Origin of the sequence: Microbacterium sp. Leaf203 (assembly GCF_001421275.1) — a bacterium.
GTDB lineage: Bacteria > Actinomycetota > Actinomycetes > Actinomycetales > Microbacteriaceae > Microbacterium > Microbacterium testaceum_A.
Map to the genome: position 1 here is coordinate 105,974 of NZ_LMKF01000031.1, position 25,634 is coordinate 131,607.

At 68.1% G+C, this 25,634-nt stretch carries 19 protein-coding genes, 1 tRNA gene and 1 other RNA gene; 15 read left to right on the forward strand and 6 right to left on the reverse strand.

Annotated elements, in window-relative coordinates; translation table 11 throughout:
• Window positions 1-156: 156 nt before the first annotated feature.
• Window positions 157-1,482, reverse strand: coding sequence for a nicotinate phosphoribosyltransferase (locus ASE56_RS13155; RefSeq protein WP_056230578.1), 1,326 nt, complete (start codon window positions 1,480-1,482; stop codon window positions 157-159).
• Between the two features lie 242 nt (window positions 1,483-1,724).
• On the opposite strand from ASE56_RS13155, the gene murI reads away from it, so the two are divergent.
• From murI to ASE56_RS17060, 8 genes are all read left to right on the forward strand, one after another.
• Window positions 1,725-2,543 carry a glutamate racemase gene (gene murI, locus ASE56_RS13160; protein ID WP_056230580.1) on the forward strand — a complete coding sequence of 273 codons (819 nt, stop codon included), beginning with the start codon at window positions 1,725-1,727 and terminating at the stop codon, window positions 2,541-2,543.
• 36 nt (window positions 2,544-2,579) lie between these two features.
• Complete coding sequence (gene rph, locus ASE56_RS13165; protein WP_056230582.1) at window positions 2,580-3,305, forward strand: ribonuclease PH; 726 nt, start codon at window positions 2,580-2,582, stop codon at window positions 3,303-3,305.
• Between the two features lies 1 nt (window position 3,306).
• Window positions 3,307-3,903, forward strand: coding sequence for an RdgB/HAM1 family non-canonical purine NTP pyrophosphatase (gene rdgB, locus ASE56_RS13170; protein WP_056230584.1), 597 nt, complete (start codon window positions 3,307-3,309; stop codon window positions 3,901-3,903).
• A gap of 78 nt (window positions 3,904-3,981) precedes the next feature.
• Window positions 3,982-4,899, forward strand: coding sequence for a cation diffusion facilitator family transporter (locus ASE56_RS13175; RefSeq protein ID WP_056230586.1), 918 nt, complete (start codon window positions 3,982-3,984; stop codon window positions 4,897-4,899).
• Window positions 4,900-5,072: 173 nt separating this feature from the next.
• Window positions 5,073-5,717: a hypothetical protein gene (locus ASE56_RS13180; RefSeq protein ID WP_056230588.1), complete on the forward strand. Its 645-nt coding sequence runs from the start codon at window positions 5,073-5,075 to the stop codon at window positions 5,715-5,717.
• Between the two features lie 104 nt (window positions 5,718-5,821).
• Complete coding sequence (locus ASE56_RS13185) at window positions 5,822-11,089, forward strand: DUF6531 domain-containing protein (RefSeq protein ID WP_156371725.1); 5,268 nt, start codon at window positions 5,822-5,824, stop codon at window positions 11,087-11,089.
• A 71-nt stretch (window positions 11,090-11,160) separates the two neighbouring features.
• Window positions 11,161-12,006: an RHS repeat-associated core domain-containing protein gene (locus ASE56_RS18065; protein WP_369111673.1), complete on the forward strand. Its 846-nt coding sequence runs from the start codon at window positions 11,161-11,163 to the stop codon at window positions 12,004-12,006.
• Window positions 12,007-12,091: 85 nt separating this feature from the next.
• The gene (locus ASE56_RS17060; protein ID WP_156371726.1) at window positions 12,092-12,718 is read left to right on the forward strand and encodes a hypothetical protein; all 627 of its coding nucleotides are present in this window, start codon (window positions 12,092-12,094) and stop codon (window positions 12,716-12,718) included.
• An 826-nt stretch (window positions 12,719-13,544) separates the two neighbouring features.
• Here ASE56_RS17060 and ASE56_RS13190 read toward each other — a convergent pair.
• Entirely contained in the window at window positions 13,545-15,983 is a 2,439-nt protein-coding gene (locus ASE56_RS13190; protein ID WP_056230594.1) for an ATP-dependent DNA ligase, read from the reverse strand.
• Window positions 15,984-16,285: 302 nt separating this feature from the next.
• On the opposite strand from ASE56_RS13190, the gene ASE56_RS13195 reads away from it, so the two are divergent.
• Window positions 16,286-17,143, forward strand: a complete 858-nt coding sequence (locus ASE56_RS13195) for a Ku protein (RefSeq protein ID WP_056230596.1) — start codon at window positions 16,286-16,288, stop codon at window positions 17,141-17,143.
• Here the strand turns inward: ASE56_RS13195 and ASE56_RS13200 are convergent.
• A complete protein-coding gene (locus ASE56_RS13200) occupies window positions 17,140-17,889 on the reverse strand; it encodes a DedA family protein (RefSeq protein ID WP_056232273.1) in 750 nt (249 codons plus the stop codon). The genes ASE56_RS13195 and ASE56_RS13200 overlap by 4 nt on opposite strands.
• A gap of 48 nt (window positions 17,890-17,937) precedes the next feature.
• Window positions 17,938-18,019: transfer RNA gene (locus ASE56_RS13205), tRNA-Leu, on the reverse strand.
• A 128-nt stretch (window positions 18,020-18,147) separates the two neighbouring features.
• Here ASE56_RS13205 and ASE56_RS13210 point away from each other — a divergent pair.
• Window positions 18,148-19,167, forward strand: coding sequence for an NADPH:quinone reductase (locus tag ASE56_RS13210; RefSeq protein WP_056232276.1), 1,020 nt, complete (start codon window positions 18,148-18,150; stop codon window positions 19,165-19,167).
• A 107-nt stretch (window positions 19,168-19,274) separates the two neighbouring features.
• Here the strand turns inward: ASE56_RS13210 and ASE56_RS13215 are convergent, their stop codons facing one another.
• Complete coding sequence (locus ASE56_RS13215) at window positions 19,275-20,513, reverse strand: MFS transporter (RefSeq protein WP_056232279.1); 1,239 nt, start codon at window positions 20,511-20,513, stop codon at window positions 19,275-19,277.
• Between the two features lie 71 nt (window positions 20,514-20,584).
• On the opposite strand from ASE56_RS13215, the gene prfB reads away from it, so the two are divergent.
• From prfB to smpB, 4 genes are all read left to right on the forward strand, one after another.
• Complete coding sequence (gene prfB, locus ASE56_RS13220) at window positions 20,585-21,697, forward strand: peptide chain release factor 2 (protein WP_056230598.1); 1,113 nt, start codon at window positions 20,585-20,587, stop codon at window positions 21,695-21,697.
• A gap of 127 nt (window positions 21,698-21,824) precedes the next feature.
• A complete protein-coding gene (gene ftsE, locus ASE56_RS13225; RefSeq protein ID WP_056230600.1) occupies window positions 21,825-22,877 on the forward strand; it encodes a cell division ATP-binding protein FtsE in 1,053 nt (350 codons plus the stop codon).
• The gene (gene ftsX / locus ASE56_RS13230) at window positions 22,874-23,791 is read left to right on the forward strand and encodes a permease-like cell division protein FtsX (RefSeq protein ID WP_056230602.1); all 918 of its coding nucleotides are present in this window, start codon (window positions 22,874-22,876) and stop codon (window positions 23,789-23,791) included. The genes ftsE and ftsX overlap by 4 nt, the downstream gene beginning before the upstream one ends.
• Before the next feature lie 83 nt (window positions 23,792-23,874).
• Window positions 23,875-24,351, forward strand: a complete 477-nt coding sequence (gene smpB, locus ASE56_RS13235) for an SsrA-binding protein SmpB (protein WP_056230603.1) — start codon at window positions 23,875-23,877, stop codon at window positions 24,349-24,351.
• A 19-nt stretch (window positions 24,352-24,370) separates the two neighbouring features.
• On the opposite strand, the gene ASE56_RS13240 is transcribed toward smpB, so the two are convergent.
• Window positions 24,371-25,030 carry an SIMPL domain-containing protein gene (locus ASE56_RS13240; protein WP_056230605.1) on the reverse strand — a complete coding sequence of 220 codons (660 nt, stop codon included), beginning with the start codon at window positions 25,028-25,030 and terminating at the stop codon, window positions 24,371-24,373.
• Window positions 25,031-25,243: 213 nt separating this feature from the next.
• Between ASE56_RS13240 and ssrA the strand changes: the two genes are divergently transcribed.
• Window positions 25,244-25,613, forward strand: a transfer-messenger RNA (tmRNA) gene (gene ssrA / locus ASE56_RS16685).
• Window positions 25,614-25,634: the final 21 nt, after the last annotated feature.

A 25,634-nucleotide genomic window follows, 5' to 3' on the forward strand; every position in this document is an offset into this window, starting at 1 on the left:
CTTGCCGCACTTTGTCGCTGCGCGCCCCGCCCGGCCGCCATTCGCGGCAACTCAATCAGCCAAAGTCCCCTGCGCGCGTGGCTCACCTTCCGTGGGCTACGCGCACGCGGCGACAGTTTTTGACCCCTCACGCGCGGCGGGGCGGGCGAGCGCGGCTCACTCGGCGTTGCGGTACTCCGTCGGGAGCGCGGGGTCGGCCTTGCTCAGCGCGAGGGCGCGCACGGGCAGTTCCTCGCGGACGCGCGAGTGATGAGCCCGAGCGGCCTGCACTCCCGCTGCGCCGAGGGAGGCGGCATCCGCTTCTCCGTCCTCCATGAGCGCGGTCTGCAGCGCACGGGCGTCGGGGTGCTCGGCCGCGGTCGAGAGCTCTTCGAAACCGTCGCTGACGATGATCAGCTCCGAGGTCGCGGTGCCCGCGTCGAAGGTACGGAAGGCCGCCTTGCGACCGCCGTGCGAGGCCTTCTGAGCGGATGCCTTGGCCACGCCCACCCACGAACCGTCCGCGGCCTCGCGGGCGACGAGTTTGAAGACCAGGCCCGCCGTCGGAACGCCCGACCCGGTCGCGACCGAGGTCCCGACGCCGTACGAGTCGACGGGGGATGCCGCGAGAGCAGCGAGCGCGTACTCGTCGAGGTCGCTCGTCACGGTGATCCGCGTGTTCGTCGCGCCGAGTTCGTCGAGCAGCGCCCGCACCTCGCCCGCGACGATGGGGAGGTCGCCGGAGTCGATGCGGACCCCGCCCAGCTCGGTGCCCGCGACGCGGACGGCCGTGCGCACACCCTCGGGGATGTCGTACGTGTCGATGAGCAGGGTCGTGCCCGGGCCGAGGGCCTCGACCTGCGAGCGGAAAGCGTCTTCTTCGGTGTCGTGCAGCAGCGTCCACGCGTGGGCCGCGGTGCCCATGGTCGGGACTCCCCAGCGGCGTCCGGCCTCGAGGTTGCTCGTCGCCGAGAACCCGGCGATGTACGCCGCGCGGGCGGCGGCGACGGCGGCCTCTTCGCTCGCGCGTCGGGAGCCCATCTCGGCGAGGGGACGCTCGCCCGCGGCTACGGTCATGCGGGCGGCGGCGGTGGCGACGGCGGAGTCGTAGTTCAAGATGCTCAGGGCGAGCGTCTCGAGCAGCACCGCCTCGGCGAAGGTGCCCTCGATCGTCAGCAGCGGCGACCCGGGGAAGTAGACCTCGCCCTCGCGGTATCCCGTCACCGAGCCGGTGAAACGGTAGTCGGCGAGGAAGTCGATGGTCGTGGCATCCACCACCCGGTTGTCGCGGAGGTAGCGCAACTCGTCATCGCCGAAGCGGAAGTCGCGGATCGCCTCGAGCAACCGCCCCGTGCCCGCGACGACGCCGAACCGGCGCCCGCCGGACAGGCGGCGACCGAAGACCTCGAACACGCAACGGCGCGAGGCCGTGCCGTCGCGGAGCGCCGCGTCGAGCATCGTGAGTTCGTAACGGTCGGTGTGCAGGGCGGTGCTACGGCTCATTCGGTCAGCCTATTGCGACACTCGCGGCACATTCGGGCGTCGCCGCGACGCTTGACATCCCCGCGGCGACACAACTCCTGCAGATCCCGGTCCTTCCTGGCCGGATGGCGCGCTGCACTCTCGTACTGCAGGAGTTGTGCACGCGTGCATCCCGCAACGGCCCTGCCGGCAACCCGCCTCCGCGTCTCGCACGCGGGCGCACCCGCCGCCCGCCCCACCCCCGCCCGATAGGCTGGGTCCCTATGAACGACGCGCCGATCGGCATCTTCGACTCAGGAGTCGGCGGCCTTACCGTCGCCCGCGCGGTCTCTCAACAGCTGCCGCGCGAGTCGATCCTCTACATCGGCGACACCGCGCGTTCGCCCTACGGCCCGAAGCCCATCGCCGACGTGCGCAAGTACTCGCTCGAGGTGCTCGACACCCTCGTCGAGCAGGGCGTGAAGATGCTCGTGATCGCCTGCAACACGGCGTCGTCCGCCATGCTCCGCGATGCCCGCGAGCGGTACGACGTGCCCGTCGTCGAGGTCATCGGCCCCGCCGTTCGCACCGCCATGTCGACCACCCGCAACGGCCGCATCGGCGTGATCGGCACGGTCGGCACGATCGGATCCCGCGCCTACCAGGACATGCTCGAGGTCAACGAGAACCTCACGGTGTTCGCCGAGGCCTGCCCGCGGTTCGTCGAATTCGTCGAGGCCGGAGTCACCGACTCACCCGAGGTGCTCGCCACCGCTGAGCAGTACCTCGCCCCGCTCCGCCACGCCGGCGTCGACACGCTCGTGCTCGGCTGCACGCACTACCCGTTCCTCGAGGGAGCCATCAGCTACGTGATGGGGCCCGACGTGAGCCTCGTCTCGAGCGACAGCGAAACCGCGAAAGACGTCTACCGCCAGCTCGTGTCGCGTGATCTTCTCGCGAGTCCGGATGCCGTGCCCACCGCCCGCTACGAAGCCACGGGATCATCGGCCGACGACTTCGTGCGCCTCGCCCACCGCTTGATGGGTCGCGAGGTGCGCGAGGTGCAGCTCGTGCAGACCGGCGCCATCGACCTGCCGCGCTGAGGCGTGGCATCCATTTCCCGTTCCTCTGGAGGACTCATGACCCGCAAAGACGGTCGCACCAACGACCAGCTCCGCCCCGTCACCATCGAGCGCGGCTGGTCGGCGCACGCCGAGGGCTCGGCTCTCGTCACCTTCGGTGGCACGAAGGTGCTGTGCACCGCGTCATTCACGAACGGCGTGCCGCGCTGGCTGACCGGCAAGGGCAAGGGCTGGGTCACCGCCGAGTACGCGATGCTCCCGCGCGCGACGAACAGCCGCAACGATCGCGAGTCGATCAAGGGTAAGGTCGGCGGTCGCACGCACGAGATCTCGCGCCTGATCGGCCGCGCGCTCCGTGCCGTCGTCGACACCAAGGCACTGGGCGAGAACACCATCGTCATCGACTGCGACGTGCTGCAGGCCGACGGCGGCACGCGCACCGCGGCGATCACGGGTGCGTATGTGGCCTTGGCGGATGCCATCGCCTGGGGCCGCGAGAAAAAGTTCATCGGTCAGCGCGCAGAGGTGCTGCGCGACTCGGTCGCGGCGGTGTCGGTGGGCATCATCGACGGAGAGCCCATGCTCGACCTCGCCTACGTCGAGGACGTGCGGGCCGAGACCGACATGAACGTCGTCGTCACCGGCCGTGGCCTGTTCGTCGAGGTGCAGGGCACCGCCGAGGGCGCGCCGTTCGACAAGCGCGAGCTCGATCAGCTGCTCGAGCTGGGTGTGAACGGCTGCGCCGAGCTGCGCGGCATCCAGACCTCGGTGCTCGAGGGCTGACATGGCGCGCATCGTCCTGGCGACGCACAACCCGCACAAGGTCGAGGAGTTCCAGGCGATCGTCGCCGAGGTGCGCCCCGACCTCGAGGTGATCGCGTACGACGGGCCCGAGCCGGTCGAAGACGGCGTGACCTTCGCCGCGAACGCGCTGATCAAGGCCCGCGCGGCCGCGGCGCACACGGGTCTGCCGGCGCTGGCCGACGACTCGGGCGTGGCGGTCGACGTACTGGGCGGATCGCCGGGCGTCTTCTCGGCGTACTGGGCGGGACACAAGAAGGACGCGACCGCCAACCTCGAGCTGCTGCTCGACCAGTTGTCGGATGTCGCCGACCCGCATCGCACGGCGCAGTTCGTGTCGGTGATCGCCCTGGTGCGTCCGGACGGCGGGGAGCAGACGGTCGAGGGCCGTTGGCCCGGGCGTCTGGCGACGGCACCCGCCGGCCCCGGCGGTTTCGGCTACGACCCGATCTTCATCCCCGACGGCCAGCCCGCGGGCGAGGAACGGACCGTAGGGGAGTGGACGGCCGCGGAGAAGAACGCGGCATCGCACCGGTCGCGGGCGTTCCGCGAGTTGGCGCCACTGCTCGAGACGCTCTGAGCGAGACCGACACCCGTTCTCATTCCCGAGTTGCTCGAACCGACGCGGCCGAGCCTGTGCCCGATCTAGCCTGGAGCTATGCACGATCACGCGCCCTCCGGTGGCATCCGGGATGTCAGCAATAGGCGCCTGCTCGCGACCGCCCTGGCCCTGACGGCCACGGTGATGGTCGTGCAGGTCGTGGGCGCGATCCTGACCGGATCGTTGGCGTTGCTGGCCGACGCGGCGCACATGTTCACCGATGCCGCAGCCCTGGTGGTGGCGCTGATCGCCACCGCGATCGCCGCGCGCCCGGCGGATGATCGCCGCACGTTCGGCTACCAGCGCGCCGAAGTCCTGGGAGCCCTCGCGAACGGCGTGATCCTCATCGTGCTGTGCGCGTGGATCGGCGTCGAGGCGGTGCAGCGCCTCCTGACTCCCGCCGAAGCCGAGGTGCACGGCGCGCTCATGCTCGTCGTCGCGGTCGTCGGCCTCGTGGCCAACGCGGTGTCGATGTTCCTGCTCTCGCGCGCGCAGAAGCGCAGCATCAACGTGCGCGGCGCCTACCTCGAGGTGCTCGGCGACCTCATCGGCTCCGCCGCCGTGATCGTCGCCGCCATCGTGATCGTGACGACCGGATTCACGCAGGCGGATGCCATCGCCTCGCTGTTCATCGCCGTGATGATCGTGCCGCGGGCCATCGGCCTCCTGCGCGAGGTCGTGGTCGTGCTGACGGAATCGGCGCCCGTCGGCGTTCACGTCGCCGAGATCCGCGAGCATCTCCGCGAGGCGGACGGGGTGGTGGACGTGCACGACGTGCACGTGTGGCAGCTCACGCGTGGCGCCCCGGTGTTCAGCGCGCACGTCATCGTCGAGGACGCCGCCCTGACCGATGGGCGCGCGGCCGCGATCCTCGCGTCGCTGCAGACGTGCCTCGCCGACCACTTCGACGTGGAGCACTCGACGTTCCAGCTCGAGCCCGCGGGGCACGTGGAGCACGACTCGCGGCACGCGTGAACCCTGCCGTGCGCTGGCCATCGTCGGCAGGTACGCATCCCTCGGAATGCGGGTGAAGTCACGAGCGCCTTCGAACGCTCGTAGGTGAATTTGCGGGTGATTTTGTCGTCTCGCACCCTTGATTTTCCGCGGCTGCGAGATTTTGCGCCCTGTGGGGGACGCAATCCTGTCGTGTGCCCAACCCTCACCTTGCCGCGTTCGTCGCGGTCCTTCTCGCGCTCGTCGGCGCTCTGACGCTGCCGCCAACCGTCGTCCAGGCCGCCGGCCCGCTCACCTCCGTCAGCCGCGGCGACATCGACGGAGACACCATCCCCGACGCGATCGAGCGCGTGGTGTGCGGGAACGCGACGTGCGCGACGGGCACGGAGGACGTCGACGGTGACGGCATCGCCGACGTGGTCGAGGTGGCTGCGTGCGGGACGACGCGCTGCGCGGACCCCCGCGCTGACGCCGACGGGGACGGGATTCCCGATTTCGTGGAGCGCCTGGTGTGCGGTTCCGACACGTGCACCTCCGGCCACGAGGACACAGATGGGGACGGTGTCCCCGACTGGGTGGAATTCGTCATCTGCGGGAGCGCAACGTGCGCGACGGGCACGGAGGACCTGGACGGGGATGGTGTCGCCGATGCGGTGAGCCTTCAGGCGTATGCCCTCTACCGACAGAAGCTCGCGACGACGGGTCAGGACCGGGATGGGGTTTTCTGGGCGGTCGGTATCGGCGCGGTCTTCCTCTTGTGCGGTGCGGGCCTGCTGGCGGTGCGCATGCGGCGCCGTGAGAAACATGTCGCCGACGAACGTGCGGAGGTACTCCCGTGAGCGCGGTTCTCAGAAGCGGGTGTGCTGCAGTTTTGGTTGCGGCCCTGGTCGTGACCGGCGGAGCGGTACACGCCGCCGAACCTCCCGCGAATCGTTCGGCCGACGTGCAGCAGCAGATCCTCGATCGCGTGCGCGCTGCCGCGGCCCCGTCCATCCGCGCGACCGAAGCCACGAGCGAAACGGGTGCCATGGCCGAGGCCGCGCTCGAGCCGGGTCAAGCCGCAGTGCTGGATGCCGCCGCCGCCGGTGTCCGGGCGGAGTTCTCCGGCTACGGGGTCGACGAGAAGTTGGCTGTGCGGACGGCGGCGTTGGACGACGGTGCCGCGGTGTCGGCCGCATCGGAGACAGGGGGCGTGGTCGCCGCGCCTCCCGTAGAGATCCGGGCGCACAACGGAATGGGTGAGGACGTCACCCAATTCCCCGCGTCCTACACGCTCGAGGAAGACGACTCGTCCGGTATCAAGGTTGCGAAGAACGTGCAGCCTGGCGTGAGCTTGCAACTCGATGTCGACACCGATTCATTGACGCGGGCAGGGGTGGACCTCGACAGTCTTCGTGTCGTGACGCGGGAGAGTCCCGGCGACCCCTGGCAGCAGCTCCCGTCGTATTACGACGCGGACGCGCATGCGGTGCGAGCGGAGTCCGAGCACTTGTCGCAGTTCGTCGTCATCGGCACACCGGTGCAGACGACTCCGGTGCCTCGGATCGTGCTGGATCCCGACGATGATGCGGGGTGGGCGAACTCTCCCGGCCCGCGCATCACAGAACTGCCGTTGAACGTGCGGTTGGCCGATCAGATGGCGGCGATGCTCCGCGAGCGGTGCGCAGCGGACGTCACGCTGACGCGAGGCGCGGACCAGCGTTTCGTATCGGCGCAGACGCGGCGCGCGATCGCTGCATCCCACAACCCGGACGTGACGTTGACGGTCGCGTTCGGAACCAACCAGGGCACTGCCTGGGGCAATGCCCTCAATGGCGGAACGCAGTTGTTCTCCCGCGGCGGAGACAGTGATGCCCTGCGCGAGTCGTTGCTGTCGGAGATGCGCGGATACACCGGCCGGCCCGGACGGGTGAAAGCTCCGACGGCGGACTTCCCGCGGGAGGAGTACCTGGGGCTGCCGGGGGCGGTGGTGCACATGGAAGCCCTGTACATGGACCACAACTTCGACCGCCCCGTGATCGACAACGGGTGGGACTCGGTCGTGAACGGTGCTTTCACCGGCGTCGGGAAATATCTCGAGTCGAAGGGCTTATCCTGCACGAATCCGGTCACGGGCGGGTGGCCTGCTCGCCCCTCCGCCGCGGAGTTGTCGCGTTGGTACCAGCTCGGCTACCGCAACTGGCAGCACTACGGCGCTGACCCGGTGTCGTTCTCGACCGGCAACCTCGTCGAAACCGCACACCTCTTCTCCCTCCCGCGCGCGGGCGGCTCCGCGACGGATGTCTCCCTCGTCTACAACGCGCAGGACGGTCGGCTGGGTCGTGTCGGTGCGGGCTGGAGTTTTGCGCTCGGCGGTCACGCGCAGCGTTTCGATGATCATTCCGTCATGGTGGTGCGCGGCGATGGGGCGTCGATCATGTTCGAACCCGATGGGACAGGGGGCTACATCGATCCCCGTGGCGAAGGCCTCCACTTGGTCGAAGCCGGAGGCGGCATCCTGCGGATGTCGTCGCGCGCCGGGGAGACATGGGACTTCGACGCCGCCGACCAGGACGGCATCGGAGAGATGACCCGCGCCGTCGACACCGCCGGTCGCGCCACCACCCTCACCTACGGCACCCCTTCGAGAACGCAACAGTTCGTGCCACTGACCGCGATCACCGACGCGAGCGGTCAGCGCGTGCGGGTCGACTCCGACGACGCCGGGCGGATCACCGCCCTTACGCTGCCCGATGGCCGCGCCTGGTCGCTCGGGTACGACGGCAGCGGCGACCTCACCCGCATCGCCTCGCCCGACGGCGGAGTGAAGACCTTCGCCTACGACGGGTCGCACCGCATCGTCACGATGACCGACGCGCTGGGGGCGACGTATCTGCGCAACGCCTACGACGACGCGGGGCGCGTCGTGCGGCAGTGGGATGCCGCCGGTAACGAGCGTCACTTCGCCTACGAGGCGGGGCAGACGACCTATACGGATCAGGAAGGCCGCATTCACACCTACGCGTTCGACTCCCGTTCGCGCATTACGAAGATCACCGACCCCGCCGGTGGTGAGCAGTCGTGGACCTACGACGACGACAACAACGTCACCGCCTTCGTCGACACGGCGGGACGCACCACCTCCTACGCCTACGACGCCGCCGGGAATGTGACCGGGGTGACGGATGCCGCCGGGAACACCACCGCGTACACGTACACCCCGAAGGGAACTGTCGCCTCGCGCACGGACGCCCTCGGTCTGGTCACGAGCTACGGGTACAACGACCGGGGAGCTTTGACGAAGACCGTGCAGGCCGACGGATCCGTCATCACCTACGACGTCGACGGGTCCGGCAACGTCGTTCGGACGACTCTGCCGTCGGGGGCGGCGTACGCGTTCGAGGTCGACGGGCGCGGAAACCGTGTGGCGAGCACCGACCCGTTGGGCCGGACCACCCGCTTCGCGTATGACGACGGGAACCGCCTGATCGCCTCGACCGACCCTCTCGGTCGGGTGACCCGGTACGCGTGGGATGCGCGGGACAAGCTCACCGCCGTCACCGACGCTCTGGGGCGGGTGTCGCGGTTCGCGTACGACCTGAATGGGAACCTCACCTCCGCTACCGACCCCGCCGGCAACGCCACCCGTTACACCTGGGACGCGCTCTTCCGCATCGTCAGCGCCACGGATGCGACAGGCGGCACCACCTCGTACACGTACGACAAGGAAGATGGCCTCACCGGCGCCACCGACGCGGCCGGCCGCCAGACCCGCTTCGTGCTCGACGTGCTCGCGCGTCCGGTCGAAGCCATCGATCCCGCGGGGCGATCGTGGAAGCAGACTTTCGACGCGTCCGGTGTCCCGGTGACGCAGGCCGACCCCCGCGGAGCGGAGACGAAGAACGAGGTCGATGCGCTTGGTCGCGTCACCTCGACGAAGGGCCCGACCGGCGTCGTGCAGCGCACCGCGTATGACGCTGTGGGGCGGGTGAGCTCCGTCGCCGACGGCGCAGGAAACACCACGACCTACGAGTACGACGCACTCGATCACGTCACCTCCGTCGTCGACCCCACCGGTCGACGCGCCGGATACACCTACAACGCCGACAGTCAGGTGGTCGGGACGACGGATCGCCTCGGCAACACCACGCTGTACGAGCGGGATGCGGCGGGCCAACTCGCGAAGATCACGAACGCGGACGGCACCACCTCCTACGCGTACGACGCGGCAGGCCAGCTCGTCTCCGTCACCGACCCGACCGGCCGGACGAGAACCGCCGCCTACGACGCGACAGGTCAGGTCACGGAGTCGACGGACGCCGCCGGCAACACGACCCGTTACGACCACGATGTTCTCGGCAACGTCGTCGCGGTGACGGACGCGGACGGAAACGTCACCCGCTCAACATGGGATGCCGGAGGGCGCCGCACCAGGGTGACGAATGCCCTCGGGGACTCGACGACGTTCACCTACGACACGGCCGGCCTACTGACCTCGACGACGGATGCCCTCGGTCACGTCAGCGCTCACACTTATGAGGAGCACGGGCAGCTCGCGACCGTCACGGACGCCACGGGCGGGACGACCCGGTATGGGTATGACGAGCTCGGGGTGCTCGCGTCCGTCACCGACGCGCGCGGTAACCGGTCCACGTACGAGAACAACGCGCTCGGGCAGCCCGTGATCGCAACCGACCCCGCGGGCGGGCGCACCCGTTACGAGTACGACCGGCGCGGGCTGACGTCCCGCGTCGTCGCGCCCTCCGGTGCAGCCGTGTCGTACGGCTATGACGCACGCGGCGATCGCACCGAACAAGCCTCCGCCTCTGATGTCGTCCGGTTCGAATACGACGCGGAACAGCGCCTCATCGCCGCCTCCAACGCTCACGGCATGACCGGGTGGACCTACACCTCTACCGGGCGGGTGACATCCCAAATCGATCAGCAAGGCCGTGAGGTGTCCTACGAGTACGACCCGGCCGGTGCTGTCTCGCAGCTCACCGTGCCGGGGGGCCAGAAGATCGAGTACGAGCGCGACGCGGCGGGCCGCGTGTCGCGGATGTCGAGCCCGTGGGGAAGCGCCGTGTACGGCTACGACAAGCCCGGCAACCTCACCGGCATTGACCGTTCCAACGGTGTCACCACACGCTATGTATACGACGCCGCGCGCCAGGTCACCGCGATCACCTCGACCACCCCACCACCGGCGACACCGATAGCGGGACCTCCTGCTCCGGGTACGGTCCGCACCCAGGGGCTGTGCCCGGTGGTGACGAACGAGAGCGCTCCCGGGCTCCGCGCCTCCACCGTCGACAAGCCCGGGTGCAGCACCGTCTCGTCCTACCTCGGACACCGCTCGCTGCCCTCGGATATCGGGTCACTTCCTCAGGGCGCCACGCTGTCGCTCCTCTACGGGTACGACGCGGCCGGCAATGTGACCGAGGCCACCCGCACCGCCACCGCGCCGACGTCGGCTCTGCCCGGAGGCGTCGCGCCGGCAGGCGCTCTCCCTGGGACATCGGACGCGTCAACGACGGTCCTGGACAAGCTCGAAACGACGTATGCGTACGACAACGGCAACCGGTTGACCCGGTCGACGCAGAGCACCGGCGCAACCGACGACTATGCGTACGACCAGGTCGGTAACCGCACGGGATGGTCGCACTCCGCCGCCACGTCCTCATCGGGGGTGCTGGATCCGGTGTTGATGGTGGATGCGTCCAGGGCAAGTGTTCCCCGCCCGCCTGCCTCGCTCGCGACCGGGTCCGTGAAGGCGACCGACACCTCCTTCCAGCAGACGCAAGAGTTCAACAACCTGAACCAGCTCGTCTCCGCCACCGGCGGACCCGCGGGCGCACAGACGTACAGGTACGACGCCGACGGTCACCGCACGTCGGTGACAGGCGGCGGTTCAGATGCGACGTACCAGTGGAACGAGCTCGGACAGCTCACCGGATACAACGACCCCTCCGGCTCCACACGGTTCGGATACGACGCCCTCAGTCGCCGTGTCTCCACCACCACGGACGGCGCCTACGGCTCGACGAACACCTCAACCGTGTGGAACGGCATGCAGCCCGTCCAAGACACCAGCGACATCGCGGGACAACCACCCTGGTCCGCGATGTCACGGGGGAGCTGCTGCTCGAGGGTCGCGCCTCGGGTGCGGCGACCTGGGACCTACTCGATCGTCTGGGAAGCGCCATTGCTCAGGTGGGGGATACCCGTCTAGGAACGTCGTTGAACAACCCGGTGCAGGGCGCTCGCGACTCTTTGACGGACCGCACCGCGCGGATTACACAGGTGTCGGGTGGATCGGATTGGGGCGTCCCCAGCTTTGCCACCTCGGGATGGAACTCCTCGGTCGGGCACTCGGGCGCGCGTGTTGACCCCGTCGCCGGCCTGGGGCTGTTCTACTCCCGCGGGTACGACACCCGATCGGGGGCATGGCTCTCGAGGGACTCCTGGGAAGGGGTCCTCGAATCACCATCGTCGATGAATGGGTACGCATATGTAGAGAGCAACCCGATCACGTCACGGGATCTGCTGGGGTTTCGGCCGCTGGGGCGCTACGACTGGGCCGACGGGAACTCCGTGCGGCCGCGATTCACCGCACCGGGGGTGTGGCCGCAGCCGAACGCACGGGCACCGCAGTCGTCCTACAGCCCGTCGAAGACGTTCATGGGCTACCCGCTGAAGCCTGCCTCGAAGACGGTGAAGCCCGTGGCTACGACACCACGATCGACGTCCGCGCCAACGGCGAGGCATGCCCCGGCTTGGCGCGAGACGACCGCAACGGTTGCAAATGTTTTGAAGTACGCCTCTTATGGACTGTCTGTGCTCTCGCTCGCGCTGACCGCCTTGGCCGCGAGGCCAAATCATCCGTTCGCGTCCCTCGCGACACTCGGGGCGGCAGACCTGATAGGAAGGATCGCACTTGGGGTGGGAACTCTATCCGTTGCTGCTGACTGCGTTGCGTACGCTGCGGACCAGCGGTGCTGGGTAAACATTATTACTACGGTGATGTCCAACATGATCGCCCTTTCCGCGCCGGATATAGGGCCGCAGATAGGGGCTGCGATATTTGACACCCACATGATAATTTTCGACACAATTTTCCCCGGAGACAGGTCATTACCAAACTCGTGATCCATTTATGCACTCTGTCATTTAACAATATCGCTGCCAGGTTTGACCTGATGCGCAAGCGCGCGTTCTGAGAGAAGGTTATCTAATGGAAACGGTGGTGGAATGGTCAACGCCCGCCCGCCCGGTGTCTCGACTCGGCCAGATGATCACGTTCATTTCACTAATGATGCTTGGTGCGCTCGCGACATTATGTGGCGTGATTTCAATTTCGCAAGGTCAAGGCGTGGCATCAATCGTCACCTGGGGGTTGACTGCAATCCTGATTCCAACATTCAGCGCGCTATTGGCGTGCAATCATTTGAGGGGGCTAAGCGCATGGGTCGATGGGATACCGAGGACTGCTGGTGAGCTCGATCCAATAACGTTCTCCGACTCAGCGTTCGGGGGACCCATCACGACGTGGCGCGACTGGAGTGATGAGCACCGCCGTGGCGCGGGCATGCTTCGACTGGTGTCTGACGGCATTGAGGTGGTTTGGCGCGCACCGGGGGGTGGTCTGATCCTCTTGCCTGCAATGGTCGAGCGAATAGAGGTTGTTGCATTTCGAGGAAAAATCGTGTGGTCCCCGCAGCTGCGACTTCGGCTTGATGGGGGAAGTCAGCTTGTGGTGGCGGTCGTGCGGTCGGGCTTTTCCGGGGTGTTCGGATTGTCGCTCTCTACGGCGAAATCGATGGCAGCCCACCTCGAGCGGCACTTAAATGCGCTCGGCTAGATCGAGGAAGTTATGGATTTGTCTTGAGTTAGGGCCGGCACCTCTGTGCGCCACTCGCCGGGTTTGCGTAGCAACTGCATTCACGGGCGAAGAATTGACGCTCGGGCTAGATCGCTAGGGGAGGTCGTCTTTTAATGTGTTTCCCAGATTAGCAAGACGGTATTTAGTCCGGGCGGATCTTGCACCGCGGCATAGATAGTACTCGAAAGCTTGAGCTTTTTACCGTTGGTTTCTTGATAAAGTAAGGTATCAGCAATGAAATTCGGAGAATTCCTATCCTGGAGAGAGCGGCCAACGACACTGGCTGACGTCGAATGGCACTTTGCTCAAACGGCGGACGAATATTTTCGGTCCTTCACCCGTGACGATCCGGGCGGTGCTGTGATTGAGTCCGAGCCGCTGTTTGCTGAGCATCAGCGGGACAAGTCCTATTGGTGGCTTCGGCGCATCCCCCGCGAGGGGGCTCTCGGGTACGAGATCGCGAGAGTAGCTCGCGCGAGAGCTGGTCTCGCGTACTGAGCAAAGATTGGGTCGATTGCGACGTACCAGTGGAACGAGCGCACGGTTGGCCGATCTCGGCCTCACCACGCTGCCCGAATTCCGCGGCCGGGGGCTCGCCCGCTACCGTCCTGCCGATGGTTCCCGACGCGCTCGAAGGCGTCCACGAAACGTGGAACCGATGCCAGCTCGAGAATGCGCCGTCGGTGGCGCTGGCATCCGGGTTCCGCCCTCTCGGTGAATGGGCTGTCATCGACGACCGAGGCAGATCGCGCGGGCGCGTGCGTCGCCCGCGGACGATTGTGTCCGGTGACGTGAACTGCGGCGATCAGTCCTCCCGCACCACCTCGGACGGGTCCTTGTCCGGCCGCAACCCACGCCACCGCGCCTGCCGCAGGATCCCGCCGGGGGTGAACTCGGCGAACTCGACCTCGGCGACGAGCTCGGGTCGCACCCACAGTGCATCGCGCGCATCGGCCGCGGGTACGCCCACGAACGGATCGGCGTCGACGCGCAGCGGGTCGAGCAGCTCGGTCAACCGCGCGAGGGTCTGCTCGCCGAAGCCCGACCCCACCCGGCCCGCGTACCGCAAGCCGTCGGCGGTGGGCACCCCCACGAGCAGCGAGCCGATGGTCCCCGATCGATTGCCCTTGCCCGGACGGACGCCGCCGATCACAACCTCCTGCGTCCGCGAGTGCTTCACCTTGAGCCACTGCTCCGACCGCACACCGCGGCGATACGTCGAGGTCGGGTCTTTCACGACGACCCCCTCGAGCCCGAACCGGCCGCTCGTCGACACCGCGGCATCCACGTCATCGAAGACGGGCGGCACGACGACAGGGCTCCCGGCGCCGGCGGTGAGTTCTTCGAGCACCTCCCGTCGTTTCGAAAGGGGGAGGGATGTCACATCCCGGCCCGCCACCGCGAGCACGTCGAACAGGTACAGGTGCACGGGCGTGTGCTTCGCCTCTCGCTCGATCTCGCGGGGCTGGGCGAGGTTCATGCGTTTCTGCAGGAGGGGGAAGCTCGGTCGGCCCCTGTCGTCGAGCGCGACGATCTCGCCGTCGAACACGGCCGGGTCGGGCCCAAGGCCCAGGTCGACGCTCGTCAGCTCGGGATAGGCGGCGGTCAGATCGTTGCCGTTCCGCGAGCGCAGGCGCAGTCGCTCACCGTCCCACACGCCCAGCCCCCGGATGCCGTCCCACTTCATCTCCACCCAAGGAGAGCCCCAGCGGTCGCCGGCGGCGCGGGCGATCCCCGGCGTCGCGGACGTGGCGAGCATCGGCCGCAGCTCGGCGACAGTGGGAGCGTCGATGGGCGACGGGGCCGTCGCACGGGCGGGCTCGGGGGCGGGGGACCCGTGATCGAGAGCCACGACGGGGGCTCCCTCGCTCTGCGGCGTGCCGTCGGCATCCGTCTTCATCCGGTGCAGCAGCCACTGCGACTTCTCGCCCTGGCCCTCCGTGCGGATCAGCGCCAGGCGCACACGTCCCAGTGGGCCGTCGTCACGACCCTCGAGGGTCGCGATCACCTCGTCGTCGCGCCACTTCTCGAGCTCGTACGTGCCGGTGTCCCAGACGGTCATGATGCCCGCGCCGTACTCGCCGCGCGGAATCTCGCCGGCGAAGTCGAGGTACTGCAGCGGGTGGTCCTCGGTCATGACGGCGAGGCTGTTCTTCGCGGTCGTCGGGGGGACGCCTTTGGGGACGGCCCAGCTGACCAGCACGCCGTCGCGCTCGAGGCGAAGGTCCCAGTGCAGGCGGCTGGCGTGGTGCTCCTGGATGACGAAGCGGGGGAGGCCCTCAGGATCGGGCTCGCCGTGAGGAGCGTCGGGCACCGGCTCAGGGGTCTTACCGGCTGTGCGCTTGGAGATGTACGCGCGCAGGGGTCCGTGCGCTTCGTCAACCGGAGCCAACGGATCGTCGGGACGTTCAAGCACCTCGCTGAACAACAGGTGTCGCAGGTCGGGGTCGTCGAGCTCTTCCCACGTACGCGGGGCGGCGACGTAGGGACGCGGACGCCCGCGCAGGGAGTACGGCGCGATCGTGGTCTTCGAGCCGTTGTTCTGACTCCAGTCGATGAAGACCTTGCCCGGACGCGCCGCCTTCGACATCTGGCTCACGACGAGGTCGGGGTGGTCGGCCTCGATCGCGCGCGCGAGCTCCTTCGCAACCGCGCTCGCCGCGTCGCTCGACTGGCGGCCGTCGAGGCGCGCGTACAGATGGATGCCCTTGCTGCCGCTGGTCACCGGGAACGGCTCGAGGCCGATGTCCTGCAGGATCGCGCGCGCCCACCGGGCAACTTCAGCGCACTCGGCGAGACCGACGCCCGGGCCCGGATCCAGATCGAGCACCAGCCGGTCGGGGTTCTGCCGCTCGCCGTCGGAGGCGAAGCGCCACTGCGGCACGTGCAACTCGAGGCTCGCGACCTGCGCGAGGTAGACGAGCGTCGGCAGGTCGTCGACGAGCGGGTAGTCCTTCGCGCCGCTCGAATGATCGATCGGAAAGCGCCGCACCCACGCCGGAGCGCCGGGCTCGAGGGCCTTGGCGAAGAACGGTTCGCCGGGGTCGGCATCCGTCCCCACTCCGTCGGGCCAGCGCTTGCGCGTGAGCGGACGATCGGCGACGTGGGAGAGCAGAAGCGGCGCGATGCGCGTGTAGTAGTCGATCACCTCGCCCTTCGTGGTGCCGGTCTCGGGGTACAGCACCTTGTCAAGGTTCGACAGGCGCAGGCGGCGACCGCCGATGCGCACCGTCTGCTCCGTCATCGCCCCAGCGTAGAGCGGAGGGGGCGGCGGATGCCGAGGGGGTTGCGGGGGACGCGGCGGCGTCGTGGGATCGCGGACACACCGCAGGAGGCAGGCAGCGGACGGCCGTCGGCGTGGCACGGAGGGGCGGGGAGACGGCCGGATCTCCTGCACAGTGCACCCGGAGCGGGCGGAACAACTCCTGCACATCGCGACGGATGGCGCGCGGGAGAGGGCCGGAGGGGCGGATCTGCAGGAGTTGTGCGCGGAGAGCGGGCACAACCCCCTCGGCATTCACCGCCTTTTCGGTGTTCACTGATCCCATGCGATCGATCTGGAAAGGCGCCCTGACCTTCGGCCTCGTCAACGTGCCCGTGAAGGTGTACTCCGCGACCGAAGACCATGACGTGTCTCTGCACCAGGTGCACAACGCCGACGGCGGGCGCATCCGATATCAGCGCATCTGCGAGATCGACGGCGAGGTCGTGCCGTACCAGGACATCGACAAGGCCTACGACGACGGTGAACAGACGGTCGTGCTGACCAAGGATGATCTCGCGTCACTGCCGAGCGAACGCAGCCGCGAGATCGAGGTCGTCGAATTCGTGCCCAGCGACCAGGTCGATCTGCTGACCCTCGACAAGGCGTACTACCTCGAGCCCGACTCGTCGTCGCCCAAGGCGTACGTCCTGTTGCGCAAGACGCTCGAGCAGACCGACCGCACCGCGATCGTGCGCTTCTCGCTGCGTCAGAAGACGCGGCTCGCAGCCCTCCGCGTCCGCGGGGACGTGCTCGTGCTGCAGACCCTGCTGTGGGCCGACGAGGTGCGCGAGGCGGCGTTCCCCGCGTTGGACGAGAGCGTGCGCATCTCGGCGAAGGAGCTCGAGATGTCGGCCTCGCTCGTCGACAGCTTCTCGAAGGACTTCGACCCCGAGGAGTTCACTGACGAGTACCAGGCCGAGCTGCGCACCCTCATCGACGCGAAGCTCGAGCAGGGCGACGCGCTCGACACCGACGCCACCTTCGGCAAGAAGGAAGAAGAGGACGGCGGTGAGGTCATCGACCTCATGGAGGCGCTGCGCGCGAGCGTCGAGCGCAGCCGGGCCGCCCGCGCCGATAAGACCGAGGACGCGCCGAAGAAGAAGGCTCCCGCGAAGAAGAAGACGTCGAAGGCGTCTTAGCGCGTCCGCTGGTCTCCGTCTTCGAGGGTCTTCGGGTCGAGCGTGAGGGCCTCGGCCTCGGCGGGGGTGACGGCACCCTCGCGCTTGGCGGCGGCACGCTCGCGGAAGTAGTGGATCGCGATGAAGATCGCGGTACCGGCGACTGCGGCGAGCAGGATCACGTCGATGTACTCGGTGACGATGTCGCGGATGAAGGGGATGTAGCCGACCGCGTAGCCGAGCATCGTGAGACCGATGCCCCAGATGACCGCACCGATGAGGTTGTACAGCGAGTACTTCTTCCACGGCATGTGGCCCACGCCCGCCGCGATCGGGGCGAACGTGCGCACGACCGGCACGAAGCGCGCGAGAATCACGGTCAATCCGCCGAAGCGCTCGAAAAACGCGTTCGTGCGCTCGACGTTCTTCTTGCTGAAGATGCCGGAGTCCTTGCGCTCGAAGATCGAGGGCCCGGCCTTATGACCGATGAAATACCCGACCTCACCGCCGATGAAGGCGGCGACGCCGATCGCCAGGGCCACCCACCACGCGTTGATGCCGAACACTCCGTTAGGAGCCGCGGGAGTCGAGTGCGACAGCAGCCCCGCCATGATCAGCAGGGTGTCACCCGGCAGCAAGAAGCCGATCAGCAGACCGGTCTCGGCGAAGATGATGAAGCACACCACGAGCAGCGCCCACGGCTGCGAGTTGGTGATGATCGCCGCAGGGTCGAGCCACGGGAGCAGCGCGGTGGTGGTGTGGATCACATCGGTCCCGTCGGGTCGGAGAGTCGGTGCTGAGAACAGCGGATGCCGTGCGGAAGGGGGGACTTGAACCCCCACGCCCGAAGGCACAGGAACCTAAATCCTGCGTGTCTACCGATTTCACCACTCCCGCGAGTGTGCTCATTCTAAGCGTGCGGAGCGCGCCCACGATGTGAAGCAGCCGTCAAGCCCACGCCTGTTCCACCCGGCGCGACACGCCGCGGGGGAATGCTGGACGACATGGCATCCGTTCTCCCCTCCATGAAGGCGATCACGTACTCCCAGCCCGGTGACTCCTCCGTCCTTTCGCTCGAGGACCGTCCGCTGCCCGAACCCGGCCCCGGAGAGGTGCGCGTGCGCGTGACCGTCTCGGGCGTCAACCCGACGGATTGGAAGGCGCGGGCCACGACCGGGCGGCCCCTTCCCTTCGACGAGGTCACCCCGAACCAGGACGGAGCGGGAGTGGTGGATGCCGTCGGCGACGGCGTCGACACCCTGACTGTCGGTCAGCGGGTGTGGGTGTACCTCGCGGCGCACCAGCGTCCTCTCGGCACGGCGGCCGAGTACACGGTGCTCCCCGCGTCGCGCGCGGTCTCCCTGCCCGACGACGCCTCGTTCGAACTCGGCGCGAGCCTCGGGGTGCCCGCGATGACCGCCCACCGCGCGCTCACCGTGCACGAGGACGGCCCCTCGCGTCTGGCCCCCGGCGCGCTCGCCGGGCGCACCGTCCTCGTGCAGGGCGGTGCCGGAGCCGTGGGGCACGCGGCGATCCAGCTCGCGGCCTGGGCCGGAGCCACCGTCATCGCGACCGTGAGCAGTGACGAGAAAGAAGCTCTCGCGCGGGCCGCCGGCGCCCACCACGTGCTGCAGTACCCGAGCGACGCGCTGGCCGACGGCATCCGGGAACTCGCCCCGAACGGCGTCGAACACATCGTCGAGGTCGCGATCGCCGACAACGCCGCCCTCGACGTCCAGGTGATCGCCAACCACGGAACGATCGGGTACTACGCCGACAACGGCGGGGACGACTTCACCGCCCCCGTGCGCGCGAGCTTCGCGAAGAACATCCGCTGGCAGGGACTGCTGCTGTACACGGTGGGGGAGCGGGCGCTGCTCGCCGCCGCCGAGGACGTCGCCGCGGCTGTGGCCGACGGCGCTCTGCCGGTGGGGGAGGACGCGGGGCTTCCGCTGACTTTCTTCGACCTGGCCGACACCGCCGCCGCGCACGACGCCGTCGAGCAGGGTGCGCTCGGCAAGGTGCTCATCCGCGTCGCGGAGTGATCTCCGCCTCGCGTTGCGCGTGAGGGGTCGGAAACTGTCGCTCGGGTGCACCTGAAGCGACCGTAGATGACCCCTCACGCGAGAGACGACAGGGGAGTGAGGCTCCGTCAGCGGGTGCGCGGGACGTAGCGCGGCACCCACCGGATGAAGCCCGCCGCACCCAGGACGGCAATCAGTCCCATTGCGCCGACACCGACCGACAGGGATGCCACGGCCGTCAGGGCCGACACGATCAACGGAGCGACCGCGCCCCCGGCATCCGTCAACGTCCTCCACGAGCCGAGGAACGCCGCGGGATCGGTCGGCGGGGCGACGTCCGCGCCGAGGGTGAGCAGGATGCCGCTCGACAAACCGTTCCCGACACCCAGGACCGCCGCGAACATGGCGTACCACATCGCCGCCGACGACAGATCATGCGTGAACGAGAGGGCGAAGAACCCCGCGCCCATCAGGATCATGGCCGGAAGGGCGGCCCAGAGGCGACCGAAGCGGTCCATCACCTGGCCACTCGCGTAGAAGAGCGCGAAGTCGATCGCGCCCGAGACGCCGACGACCACCGCGATCGTTCCGGCATCCAGTCCGAGGGAGACGCCCCAGAGCGGGAGCACCACCTGCCGCGCCGAGCGCACGGCCGACAGCGACGACGCCGCCAGGCCTAACCGGGCGAGCACTCCGCGGAAGCGCCACATCGTTCGGAACACCCCGACCCGCTCGACGGTGGGGATCGCCCCGGTGACCGGCTCACCCGTGTCTTCGGCATCGCGCGAGTCCCCGCCGCCCCGCCGCGTCGGCGACCCCGCGCCCACCGGCACGGCCTTCTCGGGATCGGGGCCGAAGAACACGAGCAGGATCGTGGCGACCTGGCACACGGCGAAGAACATGATGGATGCCGTCTCGGTACCGAAGACCGCCAACAGCGCCGCCGAGATGAACGGGCCGACGAACATCCCGAGACGGAACGTGCCGCCCAGCAGCGACAACGCGCGAGCGCGGAAGGTCAGGGGAACCCTCGTGGTCATGAAGGAGTGACGGGCGAGCGCGAACGACGCCGCACAGAAGCCGATGAGGAACACCGCCGCGGTGAAGAACGCCAAGGACTGCGCGAACACGATTCCCAGCAGACCCGCCAGCACGACGATGCCGGCCACCCCCATCGTGACGCGCTCGCCGAAGCGGGCGACGGCCCAGCCTGCCGGGATGTTGCCGCAGAGCTGGCCGACGACGAGGGCCGCGGCCACGAGGGCGGCGAGAGCGACGTCGGCACCGAGGCGGTTCGCGATGACCGGAATGAGGGGGATCACGGCGCCCTCGCCGACTGCGAACAGCAGCGTGGGGCCGTAGATCATCGGTGCGAAGCGCACCAGCACGTTCCGGGGAGAGTCGGCTGTCACCGTCTCCACGATAGGCTTGATGTCAAATGCTCGAACTCGATTTGACCGCCGACATCCAGGCGCTGCGCTCGACCTTCGCCGATATTCAGGCCGTGGTCGACGTCGACGCACTCAAAGCCGACATCGAACGCCTCAGCGAAGAGGCCGGTGCCCCCGATCTCTGGGACGACGTCGACAACGCCCAGAAGGTCACCAGCCGCCTGAGCCACAAGCAGGCCGAGCTCAAGCGGGTCACCGAGATCGAGCAGCGCCTCGACGACCTCGAGGTGCTCGTCGAACTCGCCATCGAGATGGACGACGACGAGTCCGCCGACGAAGCGCGCCGCGAGCTCGCCTCGCTGAAGGACGTCATCGGCCAGCTCGAGGTGCAGACGCTGCTCGACGGCGAGTACGACCCGCGCTCCGCGGTCGTCACGATCCGCTCCGGCGCCGGCGGCGACGACGCCACCGACTTCGCGGAGATGCTGCTGCGCATGTACCTGCGCTGGGCCGAGCGCCACAAGTACCCCGTCAAGGTCATGGACACGTCCTACGCCGAAGGCGCCGGCATCAAGTCGGCCACCTTCGAGGTCGACGTGCCCTATGCCTACGGCACGCTGTCGGTCGAGGCCGGAACGCACCGCCTCGCGCGCATCAGCCCCTTCGGTGGCGCCGACAAGCGACAGACGAGCTTCGCGGCCGTCGAGGTCATCCCCGTCATGGAAGAAGCCGTCGAGGTCGAGGTGCCCGAGGGTGACATCCGCGTCGACGTGTTCCGTTCGTCGGGCCCCGGTGGACAGTCGGTCAACACGACCGACTCCGCCGTGCGCATCACGCACCTTCCGACGGGCCTCGTCGTCTCGATGCAGAACGAGAAGTCGCAGATCCAGAACCGCGCGGCCGCCATGCGCGTGCTGCAGACCCGCCTTCTGCTGCTCAAGCGCGAAGAAGAAGCGGCCAAGAAGAAGGAGCTCGCCGGCACGATCACCGCGAGCTGGGGCGACCAGATGCGCTCGTACTTCCTCTACGGCCAGCAGCTGGTGAAAGACCTCCGCACCGGATACGAAGTCGGAAACCCGGCGGTCGTATTCGACGGCGACCTCGACGGCCTGATCGCGGCCGGCATCCGCTGGCGCAAGCGCAAGGACGACGACGACTGAGTCGTCCCCTCTCACGACAGAGAGCCCTCTGGATGCCGGCACCTCGGCATCCATAGGGCTCTCTCGGTTTCGCCACCCGGCGCGTCCTGTCGGCCTGCTCGAAGCCCGCGCTTAGGCTCGTCACGCCATGATCCGGTTCGAGAACGTCACAAAGCGGTATCGCGGCACCGCGAAGCCCGCCCTGAACGCCGTCGACTTCGAAGTGCAGCGCGGGGAATTCGTCTTCCTCGTCGGCGCTTCGGGCTCCGGCAAATCGTCGTGCCTGCAGCTCATCCTGCGCGCCGAGACCCCCAGCGACGGCCGTGTCGTCGTGCTCGGTCGCGACCTGCGCACGCTGTCGAACCGCAAGGTTCCCTACTTCCGCCGTCACATCGGTTCGGTCTTCCAGGACTTCCGCCTGCTGCCGAACAAGACGGTGCACCAGAACGTCGCCTTCACGCTGCAGGTGACCGGCGCCTCGCGCGGGTTCATCCAGCAGGCCGTGCCCGAGGTGCTCGCGCTCGTCGGTCTCGACGGCAAAGAGAAGCGGCTGCCCCACGAGCTCTCGGGCGGTGAGCAGCAGCGCGTCGCGATCGCCCGCGCGCTCGTGAACCGTCCGCAGGTGCTGCTCGCCGACGAGCCGACCGGAAACCTCGACCCCGGCACCTCGATCGACATCATGCGTCTGCTCGCGCGGATCAACGCCGGCGGCACGACCGTCGTCATGGCCACGCACGAGGCCGGCTTCGTCGACCAGATGCAGCGCCGCGTGATCGAGCTGCGCGGCGGCGAGATGGTGCGCGACGAGCGCCACGGCGGCTACGGCGACACGTCGAGCCTTCCGCGCCTCGCGCCCGAGGTCGAGCGCGGAGCGGCCGCGGTCGCCGCCCTCACCGCGGTGCTCGAGGTGCAGCGCGAGGTCACCGGTCTGACCGGGCCCGTCGAACCGCTGACGAAGCCGGGCGCGGACGCGACGCCGGCGGCACGACGCGACGAGGCTGCTCCGGCGGCGCGACGCGAAGAGACCGCTGCGGCCGCGTCGGACGACGCTCCGGCCCCCGCCGACGAGCTCCGCGAGCCCGGCACCAACACACGCTCCATCCCGGTCACCCGCCCCGACGTCGACGCTCTCGGTCTCGCCGACCGACTCGGCCTGGGCCAGAAGAAAGACCGCAACGACGAAGTGGGACCCACGTCATGAGGTTCGGGCTCATCCTCTCGGAGGCTTTCACCGGTCTTCGCCGCAACGCGTCGATGGTCATCTCGGTCATCCTCGTCACCTTCGTCTCGCTGACCTTCGTCGGCGCGGCGATGCTCATGCAGATGCAGATCGGCAAGATGCAGTCGTACTGGGCCGATCGCGCCCAGGTGGCGGTGTTCATGTGCGCGGCCTCGTCGAACGCGCCGACCTGCGTGGCCGGTCAGCCCGCGACGCAGGATCAGATCGACGCGGTCACCGCGAAGCTCGACGGCTCCGCCCTGGCCCCGCTCATCCGCGACTACACCTTCCAGACCAGTGACCAGGTATTCGAGAACGCCAAGGGCCTGCTGTCCGAGGACATCCTCGGTGTCGTCACGGCCGACCAGTTCAACGCGACCTTCAGCATCAACCTCGTCGACCAGAGTCAGTCCGACGTCATCGCCGAAGCCTTCAGCGGACAGGACGGCGTCGAGAGCGTCACGAACCAGCTCCAGTACCTCGAGCCCCTCTTCCAGGCGTTGACGGTCGCGACCTACGTCGCGGTGGGCATCGCCGGACTCATGCTGATCGCGGCGGTACTGCTGATCGCGACGACCATCCGCCTTTCGGCGTTCGCTCGACGCAAGGAGCTCGGGATCATGCGCCTGGTGGGCGCGTCCAACCGCTTCATCCAAACGCCGTTCATCGTCGAGGGTGTCCTCGCCGCGCTGATCGGGTCCGCACTGGCGAGCGTCGCCGTCTGGGCGATCGTCGGCGTCGGCGTGAACCAGTACCTGAGGGATCGGATCGGCTTCATCACCTCGTGGGTCGATTTCGGCGACGTCGCGATCGTCATCCCCGCGCTCGTGGTGATCGGTATCGTCCTCGCCGCCCTGAGCGCCAGTTTCGCCATCCGTCGCTGGCTGCGCGCCTGACCTCCGGTCGCGCGCGGGGTCGGCATCCGCTATGGGGTAAACTGTAGGGCTCTGTGTGCCCATGATCATGAGGAGGTGGCACCATGCCTCGTGAGCAGGGTGAAAAGCTCATCGCGTCCAACAAGAAGGCGCGTCACGACTACGCCATCGAGAAGACGTACGAAGCGGGACTGGTGCTCACGGGCACCGAGGTGAAGTCGCTGCGCCAGGGGCGCGCGAACCTCACCGACGGCTACGCCTACATCGACGGTGGCCAGGCGTTCCTCGATGCCGTGCACATCCCGGAGTACTTCCAGGGCCACTGGACCAACCACTCGGCCAAGCGCACGCGCAAGCTGCTGCTGCACAAAGAAGAGATCATCAAGCTGTCGCACGCCGTGTCGGCGGGCGGCTACACGCTGGTGCCGTTGCGGCTGTACTTCCTCGACGGCCGCGCCAAGGTCGAGATCGCCGTCGCGAAGGGCAAGCGCGAGTTCGAGAAGCGTCAGACGATCCGCGAGCGCGAAGACAAGCGCGAAGCCGAACGCGCCATGCGCACGAAGAACCGTCTGGGCGAGTAACGCGCTCAGCCTCGCTGCGTCACTCCGCGCGGAAGCGGCCCTCGACGACCGAGGTGACCACGATCTCGGGCGGCTGCAGGCTGAACGACGGCCCCCCGGCGGGACCGGAGGCCGCCATCATGCGCGCGGCGAACGGCGCCGGCTGTTCGGGGTGCGCGCCGAGCAGACCGGCATCCGCGATCTCGACGGCGGACACGGATGCCAGCCCCAGAGCGTCCGCATACGCCGTCGCCCGTTCCACGGCGACATGGACGGCGTCGGCGGCCACCTCGCGCTCGACGCGCGCGCGGGTGGCGGGGGACAGGCGCCACTCCACCGCGGTGACCTGCACGTCATCGGACTCGGCCACATCCCCCAGCCACCACGACAGGGCACCGGCGTCGGTGAACGTGGCGGAGAGTTCCACGGCGGCGTGATGGACGAGGGGGAGCTGCGCTCCCTCGTTGTTCCACTCCCGCTCGGACCACACCGACACGCGCGCGCTCGACCACTCCGACACCTCGCCGGAGCGCAGGTGAGCGACCAGGCCATCCTGCACGCTCGCCGCGCGCTCCTGCGCCCGTTCGACCACCGGCCCGCGAGTCGGACCGTCGGTCGACACGGTGACGCGGACGGCGGCCTCTTCAGCGCGGGCACGGGCGTTGCTCTCGCCCCGGACGGTGATGACGACGTCGCTCATGCGGCGAGCCTACGGGAGGGGCGCGCTCGGGTGGGGTTCGGTGTGGGCGCGGCGACGTCGCTCAGGCGGTGCGCCTGCGGGGCGCGGGCGAGACGGCTTCGGGTGGGAATCATCGCGCGCCGCGAACCGTTGTAGAATGTGATGCTCGGGTGCTTCCGCCCCCGAGGTGGCAACTCAACAGCGTGACGATGGTCGCTCCTTCACGGAGTTCCCGGGGCTGATCGGTTTCGACAGCGCCTGCGAACCCGCGAGAAGCGGGCCGAGGATGTGGGGTTATCTCGTAAACGCTCCCTGCAAAACAATAAGTGCCAATGCTAAGCGCACTGACTTCGCCCTCGCTGCGTAAGCGAGCCCGATAGTCCGTCAGGCCGTGTGCGACCCCGCCACGGAATCTGGCGTCATTTAGGGGTCTTGCTGTGTGACGGCGTCTGGACGTCACGCGGGACTTTTCCCAGGCTGGGCTTGTCGACTTAGGTGTCTGTGACAAAGGTCGGAGCCGAGCAGAACGTCTGCACAGACTGCGCCCGGAGAAAACGCGGAGACCCAGCGTTGGACGGGGGTTCGATTCCCCCCAGCTCCACGAACCATCGCCACGAAGAGGTTG